Source organism: Povalibacter sp. (assembly GCF_036735925.1).
Classification (GTDB): Bacteria; Pseudomonadota; Gammaproteobacteria; order Steroidobacterales; family Steroidobacteraceae; genus Steroidobacter.
The window spans coordinates 1-11926 of the sequence record NZ_DAINNK010000111.1 but is presented as its reverse complement, the minus strand read 5'-3'; the positions used below and the strand labels follow the sequence as shown (position 1 = coordinate 11926).

Annotated in this window: 9 protein-coding genes; 3 read left to right on the top strand and 6 right to left on the bottom strand. The window is 65.7% G+C overall.

From position 1 onward, the window contains the following. A partial coding sequence (gene hrpB / locus V7D81_RS21465) for an ATP-dependent helicase HrpB (RefSeq protein ID WP_324320151.1) occupies positions 1–2539 on the bottom strand: 2539 nt, incomplete at its 3' end. Positions 2540–2849: 310 nt separating this feature from the next. On the opposite strand from hrpB, the gene V7D81_RS21460 reads away from it, so the two are divergent. Further along, a complete protein-coding gene (locus V7D81_RS21460; RefSeq protein WP_324320149.1) occupies positions 2850–4097 on the top strand; it encodes a serine hydrolase domain-containing protein in 1248 nt (415 codons plus the stop codon). A gap of 97 nt (positions 4098–4194) precedes the next feature. On the opposite strand, the gene V7D81_RS21455 is transcribed toward V7D81_RS21460, so the two are convergent. From V7D81_RS21455 to V7D81_RS21440, 4 genes are all read right to left on the bottom strand, one after another. Beyond that, the gene (locus V7D81_RS21455; RefSeq protein ID WP_324320147.1) at positions 4195–5880 is read right to left on the bottom strand and encodes a phosphate ABC transporter substrate-binding/OmpA family protein; all 1686 of its coding nucleotides are present in this window, start codon (positions 5878–5880) and stop codon (positions 4195–4197) included. Positions 5881–6009: 129 nt separating this feature from the next. Then, positions 6010–6861, bottom strand: coding sequence for a hypothetical protein (locus V7D81_RS21450; RefSeq protein WP_324320145.1), 852 nt, complete (start codon positions 6859–6861; stop codon positions 6010–6012). After that, positions 6858–8513: an AAA family ATPase gene (locus V7D81_RS21445; RefSeq protein ID WP_324320143.1), complete on the bottom strand. Its 1656-nt coding sequence runs from the start codon at positions 8511–8513 to the stop codon at positions 6858–6860. The genes V7D81_RS21450 and V7D81_RS21445 overlap by 4 nt, the downstream gene beginning before the upstream one ends. A gap of 140 nt (positions 8514–8653) precedes the next feature. Then, positions 8654–9394: a PspA/IM30 family protein gene (locus V7D81_RS21440; RefSeq protein WP_324320141.1), complete on the bottom strand. Its 741-nt coding sequence runs from the start codon at positions 9392–9394 to the stop codon at positions 8654–8656. Positions 9395–9553: 159 nt separating this feature from the next. Between V7D81_RS21440 and V7D81_RS21435 the strand changes: the two genes are divergently transcribed. Continuing rightward, entirely contained in the window at positions 9554–10444 is an 891-nt protein-coding gene (locus tag V7D81_RS21435) for an acyl-CoA thioesterase (RefSeq protein ID WP_324320139.1), read from the top strand. Positions 10445–10533: 89 nt separating this feature from the next. On the opposite strand, the gene V7D81_RS21430 is transcribed toward V7D81_RS21435, so the two are convergent. Further along, positions 10534–11379, bottom strand: a complete 846-nt coding sequence (locus V7D81_RS21430) for a pseudouridine synthase (protein WP_324320137.1) — start codon at positions 11377–11379, stop codon at positions 10534–10536. Positions 11380–11429: 50 nt separating this feature from the next. Here V7D81_RS21430 and V7D81_RS21425 point away from each other — a divergent pair, with 50 nt between their 5' ends. Further along, a complete protein-coding gene (locus V7D81_RS21425) occupies positions 11430–11777 on the top strand; it encodes a GFA family protein (protein ID WP_324320135.1) in 348 nt (115 codons plus the stop codon). Positions 11778–11926: the final 149 nt, after the last annotated feature.

Sequence of the window (11926 nt, the reverse complement as noted above, 5' to 3'; positions counted from 1 at the left end):
ATGTCCCCCGCGGCTTGGCGCGCGCCGTGGCTTCGGCCGTCAACGGATCGTCCGGCCAGTAGTGACGCGGATAGCGCCCCTTCAGTTCCCGTCTGACGTCGGCATAGCCGCGCGCCCAGAAGCTCGCCAGGTCCCGGGTGACCTGGACGGGCCGATGCGCCGGCGACAGCAGCTGCAGTGTCAGCGGCACCCGGTTGCCGCCGATCAACGGCGTCGAGTGCATGCCGAAAACTTCCTGCAGCCGCACCGCCACCGTCGGCGACTCGGTCGAATAGTCGATGGGAATGCGCGAGCCGCTGGGCACGCCCAGATGCGTGGGCGCGATGTCGGCGAGTCGCTGCTGCTGGTCCCAGTCGAGCAGGGCGAGCAGCGCGCCATGCAGGTCGAGACGCGACCAGTGATCGCGGCGGCTCATGCCATTGAGCCAGGGTGTCAGCCACTCCTCGAGTGTTTCGAGCAGCGCAGCATCATCGACTGCCGGCCAGGGTTTGATGGCACGCTGATCCTGCGCGCGCGCGAAGCTCATGCGGGCCTGCAGCGCCCGCGCCTCGCGGGTCCAGGGCAGTGTGGCGAGACCGAGTTCGCGGATGCCTGCGAGCAGTGCGGCCGCGACCCGTGCGCCGTCGGGGCTGTCGAGCCGCCGGCTTTCCAGGGCGATGGCGCCGAGCCATCGTTCGCGTTGTGCGGCGACGTTCTGGTCGCGCGAATTCCATTCGATCCGTTCGCGCGTCTCGATGTGGCTCGCGAAATCCTGTTCCAGCGTCGCGCGCGATACCGGCGCGGCCAGCCGGATCGTCGCTTCGCGTTCGCCGGCGTCGAGATCGGCGATGACGATGAACTCGTGTTTGCCGATGCTGCTGACGTCGGTCAGGCGCGCGCCCCGGCCGCTGGCGAGCAGATATCGGCCGCCCTCGCCGCGCGACTGCGCGATGCGATCGGGATAGGCGAGCGCCAGCAGCCGGCCGGCCGAGTCATCGGAATAGGGGATCTGCGTCGTCGCCGGCAGGTTCATCTGCCGCTCCAGCAGATCGATGCTGCGGGCGACACGCTGACGTGCACCGGCGTCGATGCTCGCGCCCGAAGGCGCGCGTCCGTCGCGCAACGCGTCGATGCGCAGCCGCACATCGACATCGCGCTGGCCGGCGGGCAGCCGCAGCAGATCGCGTTCGCCCAGCAGTGCGGCGATCTGCAATGCCGGTTGTTTCAGTCCCAGTTCGTTGCCGCGCACGATCATGTGCGCGAGCCGCGGATGCGTGCCGATACGCGCCAGCGCGCGGCCATGCGTGTTGATGCGGCCATCGACATCGAGCGCATCCAGATCGCGCAGCAGATCGCGCGCCTGCGCGAAGCTCGCCGCGGGCGGCGCATCCAGCCAGCGCAGCGCGAGCGGATCGCCGATGCCCCAGTTTGCGAGTTCCAGCGCGAGCGGCGCGAGATCGGCTTCGACGATTTCCGCCGGCGTCTGCGCCGGCAGGCCGATGTTTTCCGTTTCCGACCAGAGTCGATGGCACACGCCCGCCTGCAGGCGCCCCGCGCGACCGCGCCGCTGATCGGCCGACGCGCGCGAGATGCGCACCGTTTCCAGCCGGCTCATGCCCGTGGCCGGATCGAAGCGCGCGCGCCGCGCGAGACCGGAATCGACGACGATGCGCACGCCCTCGATCGTCAGGCTCGTCTCGGCAATATTGGTGGCGAGCACGATCTTGCGTTCGCCGGCGCCGCTCGGGCGGATCGCCGCGTCCTGCTGCTCGATCGGCAGTTCGCCGTACAGCGGCAGCACGCGCGTGCCGCGCGGCAGCTGCAACTCCTCCAGTCGCCGCTGCGTGCGACGGATCTCACCCTGCCCCGGCAGGAAGACCAGCACGTCGCCGTCCTGATCTTCGATTGCACGCGCCGTCACATTCGCCGCGACAAGCGCCACATCTTCTTCGCGCCCCGCGCCCCGTCCCCCGATCCCGCTCCGGTAGTGCGTATCGACCGGAAACATCCGCCCTTCCGACGTGACCATCGGCGCAGCACCGAGCAGGGCGGCGACCGCCTCGCCATCCAGCGTCGCCGACATGACCAGCAGCTTCAGGTCTTCGCGCAGCGTGCCCTGCGCATCGAGGCACAACGCCAGGCCGAGATCGGCCTGCAGACTGCGTTCGTGGAATTCATCGAAGATCACCAGCGCCACGCCTTCGAGTGCGGCGTCGCGCTGCAGCCAGCGCGTGAGAATGCCTTCGGTGACCACTTCGATGCGCGTCTGCGCCGACACCTTGCTGTCGAGCCGCGTGCGATAGCCCACGGTGCGTCCCACCGGCTCGCCCAGCAACTGCGCCATGCGCGATGCGACGGCGCGTGCCGCGAGCCGTCGCGGTTCGAGCATGACGATGCGGTCGTCGCCGCGCCAGGCTTCGTCCAGCAGCGCCAGCGGCACGAGCGTCGACTTGCCGGCGCCGGGCGGCGCTTGCAGCACGACATTGGAGTTCGAGATCAAAGCCTGCTTGAGCCGGGGCAGCGCTTCGACGATGGGCAGGGAGGGCAGATCGATGGACACGGCGCGATTATGGTCACGCGGCCTGCAGCACGGAAGGTGCGCGGTACTGGATGTTCTTGCGTCGGGTCTTATCGTGATCGAACTGTGCGTCCCTTCCTCCGCGCAGCGGGGGAAGGACAGGATGGGGGTGTCAAACCAGGCAGCGCAGTTTGCCTTGACGCCCCCACCCTAACCCTCCCCCGCTGCGCGGAGGAGGGGATCAGAGCCGTAGCAAAGAATCCTGTGCGCTTGCGCGGAGCCTTGCATCCGTCGTTCTTTCATCCAATCATCCGGCCATTCCGACAATCAACTCACACAGGGGGATTTCACGATGCTGAGACGTTCCATCATCGGTTCATTGCTGCTGGTCTTTTTCGCCGGCCAGTTGTCCGCGGCCGACCTGGCGACGGCGCGGCCCGAAAGCGTCGGCATGTCGTCGGCGCGATTGCAGAAGCTGACGGCGAGCATGCAGCAGCTCGCGGACAGCAAGCAGCTCTCCGGCGTCGTCACGATGGTGGCGAAGGACGGCAAGGTCGTGCACTTCGAGACGGCCGGGGTGCGCGACGTTACCTCGGGCGCGCCGATGAAGAAGGACACGATCTTCCGCATCTACTCCATGACCAAGCCGATCACCGGCGTCGCCATGATGATGCTGTACGAAGACGGCAAGTGGCAGCTCAACGATCCGGTCTCGAAACACATTCCCGAATTCGCGAATCTCAAGGTCGCGAAGGTGAATCCGGAAACGGGCGCGGTCACGCAGGTCGAACCGGATCATCCGATGACCATGCGCGAACTCATGTCGCATTCGGGCGGCCTGACGTACGGCATCTTCGGTTCGACGCCGGTCGACGCGATGTACACGAAGGCCAACGTGTTCGATGCGACCCAGCCGCTGCAGGCCATGATCGACAAGTTGGGCGGGATTCCGCTGCTGTCGCAGCCGGGCTCGGACTGGCACTACAGCGTGTCGGTGGACGTGCAGGGTTACCTGGTCGAGAAGCTGTCCGGCAAGTCCTTCCCCGAGTTCATGAAGGAACGCATCTTCGATCCGCTGAAGATGGTCGATACCGCGTTCTACGTGCCGGCGGAGAAAATGGATCGCTTCGCGTCGTTCTACACGACCGACAAGGATGGCCGGCTCGTGCCCATGCCCGGCGTCGCCGATTACTCGAAGCCGCCGGTCATGCCGTCCGGCGGCGGCGGACTCGCCTCCACCATCAGCGACTACATGCGCTTCTGCCAGATGCTGCTCAACGGCGGCGAACTCGACGGTGTGCGCCTGCTGTCGCCGCTCACCGTGAAGCTCATGCGCACCGACGTGCTGCCGGCAGGCGTGAGCGTGGGGCCGGGCACCGGCTTCGGGTTCGATTTCGCCGTCGTGAACGATCCGCAGCTTGCCGGCGGCTACTACGGCGAAGGCACGTACTACTGGGGCGGCTACGCCGGCACCTGGTTCTGGATCGACCCGGTCAACGACCTGATCGTCATCGGCATGATCCAGCACCGCAGCGACAACATGCCCGACGTGCGGGCGATCTCGCGGTCGCTGACGTATCAGGCGATCGTGAAGGAGTAGCTTTCGGAATATTGGCCGCAAAAAGGCGCAGAAGCCGCAAGGTCAGAGTCGATTCTTCACCTTGCGTCTTTTGCGCGCGGCTATTTCTTTCTGGGTTTTACTCCAACGTAAACCACTGCACCTCGACCCGCCGGTTCAGCTCGCTGTTCGGGCTCGCCGGTTCTTCCCAGCCGCGGCCGACGGTTTCGATGCGCGAGGCGTCGATCTTCCTGTGACGTTCCAGCAGTGCGTCGCGCACGGCGATGGAACGCTGGCGTGACAGTTCCATCGCTTTCAGCGCCATGCTCTTCACGAGCTGTTCGCCGCCCTGGTCGCGGAATTCGTTGACGCGCGCATTGTCGACGTGCCCGCGCAGCAGCACGGTCGAGCCGGGGCTCACCTGCAGGAAGCGGTTGATGGTTTCCAGGTATTCCGCGTTCTGCGGTGCGTTCCTGTCGAGCGTCGAGGAGTTCGGTTCGAAGAAGAAGCGGATGTCCTTGCTCAGCAGCGGATCGCCTTCGAGCGACGCCGAACTCGAAGTCTTGATCGGCGCAATGGCGATCTTCTGATCCGCGTACAGGCCCTTGCCCGCGAGCGCATCGAGGAAGCTGGTGTCGACGAAGCGCGCCGGATCGGTCGGATTCCTGATGACGCTGCCGTACGCCAGCACGGACGACTGGAAAATGCCGCCGAACGAACCGGCGGAATCGATGGTGCCGCCGAAGAACGCACGGTTCTCGGGCAGGTTGGCCAGATGCACGTGCGAGAGTTCGTTGCGCGCCTCGTCTTCCGTCCAGCCGAAAGCCTTGGCGACGACGCCGATGTGCTGCGCCTGCTGATCGCGCAGGCGGCGATTGCCTTCGAGGATGCCGTGCACCAGTCCGCGCACCATGTCTGGATGCGCCTTCGCAAAGCCCCTGTTCACGGCCAGTACGTCGGCGATCACCAGCAGGTTGCGGTTCGAGACCAGCACCTTGGCCTGACCGTTCGATTGTTCGACGACTTCGTTGGTGCGCGGCGTCCAGCCGACGCAGCCGTTCAGGCGTTGCGAACCGCGCGCGAGTTCATGCGCATAGGCGTCGCAGGCGACGAAGGCGTCCTCGTAGAATACGAGGCCGAGCTCGCCGGCGGCGGGTTTCGAATCGAGATCGCGCAGCACCGTGACCGGCACGCCCGCTTCCTGCGCGAGATAGCGGATGAAGAATTCGCTTTCGTTGAACTGGGAGGCCGCCAGCACCTTGCCGGCGAGATGGTTGATGGAGGCGATGCCGCGATCGACGACGACCATGTCGGCGCCGCGCGAGTAACCGATCTGCACGGGAATGACGGCGTCGAACTGGCGGCCGAGCACGGCGAGCGCGTCGGTGGTCGTCGCGGTGGCGGCGAGCCGGCCATTGTTGAGCGGCGACCAGGTCTCGTCCTCGCTCATCGAGATCTTCACCTTGAAACCGTATTCCTTCGCGAAGAAGGAATCGGGGTTCGGTTCGAGGCCGCCGTTGGCGACGATCAGGCCGCCGTAGCCGGCGTACTCGCTGATGTCGATCTGCAGCACGCCGTCCCTGGGTTCGTAGGTCGCGGCAGCGTCGAGCGTCGGCGTGCCGTCGACGGGCTCGATAGGCGCGGGTGCATCGCCGTCGGCAGCGGGCTGGCCCGAAGACTGCGACGCGGTCTGGGTCGTGGCATCCGGTGTCTTCTTGCCGAGCCAGAGCCAGGCGCCGAGCGCGATCAGGCCGACGAACAGCAGCAGCGTGATCAGGTTGCCGGCGGCGGAGCCGCGGGCATGGCGTCGTTCAAGTACGGTCATGAGTCATCTCCTGTGATGCCCGATTCTCATTGATGCCGATGGCTGTCGCCTCTCCCTGCAGGTCAGGCTTCAGCCTGACATTCCCAGAGGCCGGCTGAAGCCGGCCCCACAACAGGTGCCATCGGGTGCTCATTCGGCCATTCGCTCCCTGCGTCGGCCGCTGCTCTTCGGCCGCAACAACTCCGCCGGCGGCGGCTCGTCCGTCAGATCGTCCAGCCCCGCGAACAATTCGCGCTGATCCTTCAACCAGCGATTCGCCTCATTGAGCGACGCCGACAGCGCATCCAGCGACGACGCCACGCTGTGTTCGTCGGTCGCGAGCAGCGCCTGTTCGCGCACCAGATTCACCTGCTGGCGCAGGCGTTCGAGTTCGGCTTCGACGAGTTCGCGGCGGCCCTGCGCATCGGCATGGGCAGCCCGGCGCGAGCGGATGACTTCGAGCTGCTGTTCGAGGCTGCGACGCAGATTGTCGTTGAGGTCGTTGCCCGACAGACGATCGATGAGCCGGCGTTCCTGTTCTTCGAGATCGCGCTTCTCGCGTTCCGCGGACGTGATCACCTGCAGGATCGAGGCGCGCGCCGCCAGCAGCTTCAGATGCAGCCAGGCCATCTGCCGGACATCGCTGATCTGCGATTCGGTGGCGCCGGTGCGCGCCAGCAGTTCGACGATCTCGCGCGCCTGCGCCTCGATGGCGTCCTGCGACTGGCGCGCATGATTGTCGAGCAGCGCGATCAGGGAACCATAGCGGCTGCTCCAGTGGTCCCTGCCGCCCTCGGCGTCGACCGTCGCGCGAAAGCGTGCGTTGCGCGACAGCGCCCACAGATACAGGCCTTCGAGGCCGGCGCCGATCAGCCAGAATCCCGGATTCACCAGTGCGCCGAGCAGCGCGAACGCTGCCACGCCGAACCAGTTCGGCGGAACCGGCATGCCGAAAGGACGCGCATTGAAGGCCGCGGCGAGATACGACCGCTTGCCGTTCATGCTGCGGGCGTCGCCGCCGCGAACTTGCGGAACGGCTCGGGAACGAAGGCGAGGTCCGTCGCTTCGCGCGCCGCGATGCGCATCTGGAATTCGAGCACGTCGGCCGGCACCGGATTCTGGTAGCCGATGAGGCAGGCTTCGAGCGCGGCAGCGGCGGGCACGCTCTGCGTGCGCGAATGTCGATACGCTTTCACCACGAGCGCTTCCGCCGCGCCCGGCGTCATCAGCGTCGGCATCTTCGGTTCGAGCCGGCCGAGGTCGGCGGCCTCCAGCGGCAGGCCATAGCGTTTCGCGAGCGCGGCGATCAGGCCGGCGCTTTCTGCAGGCGTCGCCGTCGGCATCAGCGGCACTTTCACATCGACACGGCCCGGTCGCTTGAGATCGACTTCGATCAGGTCCGGCCGCGACGACGCCAGAATCCACAGCACGCGGCCGCGATTCGCGGTGTCCGCCATCTCCTGCGCGATCATCGAATACAGCCGGCCGGAGAGGCCGCTGTCGCCGCTGCCGGATTCGCGCCGGCCGAGCGTCTGATCCGCTTCGTCGATGAAGACCATGCAGCGTCCGAGCGCCCGCACGAGGCGAAAGATCTTTTCCAGATTGCCTTCGCTGGAACCGACCCAGCGGTCGCGGAAATTCTTGAGCTTCACCACCGGCACGCCCGCTTCGCCGGCGAGACATTCGACCAGGAACGTCTTGCCGGTGCCGACCGGCCCGCACAACAGGTAGCCCATCGGCAGCGCCTTCAGATCGCCCTGCTGCCACAGCGCGATGTCCTGGCGCAGCCACTGCTTGAGCGCGTCCTGGCCGTGATAGTCATCGAGCGTGCGCTTCGATTCGATGAACTCGACCAGGCCGGCCGAATCGCGTTCGACCAGATCCTTCTTGATGCGCGTCAGATCCGGCGTGCCCAGCACGCGTTTCTCGTGCGCGCGTACCTTGATCAGGCTTTCGAGCGCCGACACGGTGACACCCGCCAGTGCGGCAGCGAGCTGACCGAGGTTCGCATCGGCCGCGAACGCTGCAGGCTGCTGCGTCTTCAGGATTGTCAGCGCGCGTTCGAGTGCGGGCGCATCGGGCAGCGGTACGCGGATGCGCGCGGTGTGCGCGTCGAACGCCACCTGCGGCTCGACGTCGTTGAGATTGTCGGCAATCAGGATGCTGGTGAACGCGAGTTCGGAGAACGGCGATTCGCCGGCCCATTCGCGCAACAGGCTCGACAGGCTGCCGTGTTCGTAACCGTGTCCGTCGGCCGGCGCGATCTGATCGATGCCGCGCAGGATCACCGCGACGTTTTCCTTCGCTTCGCGCCCGAGCGCGCGCAGGTTGCCGAGGTAACGCAGGTACTTGCTGATGTAGTGAATCGCGTCCAGCGGTTCGCGCGGCGTGCGCTTGAGATCCGCGCCCGCCCATTTCTCGACCAGTTCGCCGCCGCGCTCGATCGTCAGGCCGTTGCCGAGATCGTAGGAGAGCACCACCTGGAACGCTGCGAGCAGCTCGTTCTCCAGATAACCGGCGAGATTCACCAGCCGGTTGCCGACCGCGATCCGGTCATGCACGTTGCCGTACAGGATGAACTGCCCGTGCGCACCGCTTTCGTACGCCAGCGCCAGTTCATTCGCCCAGCCGGGTGCTCCTTGGGGTGCAGGCATGTGACGATCAGAAAAGAGAAGAAGGAATTTCCACGGGGGACACGGGGATCACGGGGACAAGAGAGAAAAAAAAGCTCGCATCTGAACCTCTCGTTCCGACCCCGTGTTCCCCGTGCCCCCCGTGGAGATCTTCTTCGTCTTCATCCGCCCTGACTCTCCGTGCCCATGCTGCGCGGTGCGGGCGCAGCAGCCGGTTCGCCGGGCAGGGAGATGCCTTCGCGGGCGGCGAAGTCGGCCAGGGCCTGGTCGGCGAGTGCGGCCATTTCGGTTTCCTTGACGTCGACCTGACTCATGTCGATCGAGTCGCGGGCGATGCGGGCGCGGCCGGCGGCCCGGGTGCGTTCGTCCTCCACCATTTCGTGCAGGCGATTGAGCGTGTCGCCGGAGCCGCCGATGGTGGAGATCATGCCGGAGGCCATTTCGTGGATCTCGGCCATGGCCTGGTTCATGCGCATGTCGTTGATCGCGCCCTTGAGGCTTTCGATCTTGGCGCGCGCGGTCTGCACCGCGACGTCGCGGGCCTTCACGAGGTTCTTGTAGGTGGCTTCCGCCTGTTCGAGCTGCTTGCGGTTTTCTTCGAGCTGCTGCTCGATGGTCTGCAATCGCAACGCGTACTGTCCGGCAGCGGACTTGTTGCCGGCGCGCAGGTGCGCGGCTGTCTTGGCGCGCAGATCCTTCTGTTCGGCTTCGAGCTTGCGGACCTGGCCCATGATGCGTTCGCACAGGCCGGCGTGGGTGGCGAGACCCTGGTTGAAGTTCGCGATCTGCTTGCGCAGGTTCTCCTGCTCGAGTTCCAGCAGTGCTTCGGGATTGCGTTTCTCCATGCCCGAGATGAACAGCGAGAAAAATCCTTTGATCAGATTCGCGACTCTGCTGAACATGCATCCTCCGCTGGCTCGTGGCCGACTCTTTATGTAGCGGCGCAGAGGTTAACGAAAAACGCCGGTGGGGAGTAGGGACGGCAGGCAAGGCGCGGCCGGTCACCGGCGAGTGCCGGTTGTCGACCGGTCGATCCCCGGGCGTCTGGCTATACTGCCGGCATGCCCGCACCGATCAGCACCACGCCACTGGCGCCGCAGCACCTGAGCGACATGCTCGAACTCGAGCAGCTCGACAGCAACCTGTTCCGCAGCCGCGCCAATCAGGAAAACATGAATGGCTCGCTGTTCGGCGGCCAGATCCTGGGACAGAGCCTGAAGGCGGCGGCCCTCACCGTCGGTGGCGCGCGTCACGCGCATTCGTTGCACGGCTACTTCCTGCTGGCCGGCGCGCGCGACATTCCCGTCATCTATGACGTCGAACTGACGCGCGACGGCGGCAGTTTCTCGACCCGTCGCGTGGTGGCCCGGCAGCGCGCCAAGACCATCTTCCACGTGGAACTGTCGTTTCATCGCGAAGAGGAAGGCTACGAGCACGCCGCGACGCTCGACATCGACGTGCCCGATCCGGAAGGGCTCATGAGCACCGAGGAACTCGCGAAAAAATATTCGGCGCTGCTGCCGAAGGATTCGCCGCCGCTGGAGAGCTGGCCGTCGCTCGTCGAATTCCGCCCCACCAACCCGGAAGAATTCGTGCTCAAGAAAGCGGCGACGCGCGGCCTGTACTGGATCCGTTCATCGTCGAAACTGCCCGACGATCGCACGACCCAGCAGGCGGGTGCGGCGTATCTTTCCGACTACTTCCTGCTCAGCACCGCGCTGCTGCGCCATCCCGAAGCGACCCGCGCGGACGTGCTGCTCGCGAGCCTCGATCATGCGATGTGGTTCCATCGTCCGTGTCGTTCGGACGACTGGCTGCTGTTCGATGCGACGAGTCCGTTCATGGGCGGCGCACGCGGGTTTGCGCGCGGCGAAGTCTACGATCGGCAACGCCGGCTGGTGGCATCGGTGGCGCAGGAAGGCCTGGTGCGGCCGATGGACAGGAGAGGGTGATTCCTGCGTCCTCCCTATCTTCATCTTCCTGTGGGGCCGGCTTTAGCCGGCCTGAAAGCAGTCAGGCTAAAGCCTGACCTACAGAAGAACTACCCCAATACCGCGCTGCGCAGCTTTTCCACGTCCTTCTTCCCCAAGAGCTTCACCTGCCCCGGCTTCAGCCCGCCGGCGCGCAGCGGACCGATCGCCACGCGTTCCAGTTCACGCACCTTCAGGCCGACACGCGCCAGCATGCGGCGGATCTCGCGGTTCTGACCTTCGCGCAGCGTCACGCTCAACAACGTGCGATCGCCGCGGTTGCGATCGACGAAGCGTTTGAGGATGCGCACCGATTCCATCGAGGCGCGCTTCGAGGTCTTCGTGCCGTCGGAGGCGGGCGTGACGAGATACATGCCGCGTTTCAGCGCCTGCAGCTGCTCGTCGGCAGCGAGCCCCGCACACACGACACGGTATTCCTTGGCGACGCCGAACTTCGGGTGCGTGAGCTGGAAGGCCAGATCGCCGTCGTTGGTCAGCAGCAGCAGACCGGTCGAATCGCCGTCGAGCCGCCCGACGGGATACAGGCGTTCGTCCTTGCGCATCGCCGGCGGCAGCAGGTCGAGCACATTGCGTCGGCCTTCCGGATCGCGCGTCGTCGTGATCACGCCCTTGGGTTTGTTGATCAATACATAGGTGTACGAGCGCGCCGCCGTCTTCGCGGTCGCGGACGCGTGCACGCCTTCCGGGAACCGGAGGGCCTCGCCGTCCAGTTCGACTGTGTCTGCTTCCGGATCGATGAAGCACGGCAGCGACGTGACGACCTTGCCGTTCACGCGCACGCGCCCGGCGGTGATCATGTCTTCGCAGTCGCGTCGTGCGCCGATGCCGGCGTCGGCCATGGCCTTCTGCAGGCGGACGCCCGACGGGTTGCGGGCGGCGGGAGATTGCGTTTTCATGCGCGCAGCTTACCGGAGCCGGACATTTCCGGCAGTTCGATGGAGGACTCATGATCTACAGCGGCAGCTGCCATTGCGGCAGGATCACGTACGAGGTGGAAGGCACGCTCGGCGAAGCCATGGAGTGCAACTGCTCGCACTGCAGTCGCAAGGGCTACCTGCTGTGGTTCGTGCCGCGCGACAAGCTGACGATCAGGACACCGACCGACACGCTGGCGACGTACACGTTCAACAAGCACGTCATCCAGCATCATTTCTGCAGTCACTGCGGCTGCGCGCCGTTCGGCGAGGGCAAGGACCCGAAGGGCAATGCGGTGGCGGCGATCAACGTGCGCTGCCTGCCGGACGTGGATCGCTCGACGCTGAAGATCGTGCCGGTGGATGGCAGGAGTTTCTGAGGATCGAGAGCCGCGAAAGACCGCATAAAAGAAGTCAGGGTCTGAGTCTTCCTGTGGGGCCGGCTTCAGCCGGCCTGCCAGAAGTCAGGCTGATGCCCAATGGCACTGACTTAAGCGCAAGTGCGTTTTGTTCTTCCCCTCCTCCGCGC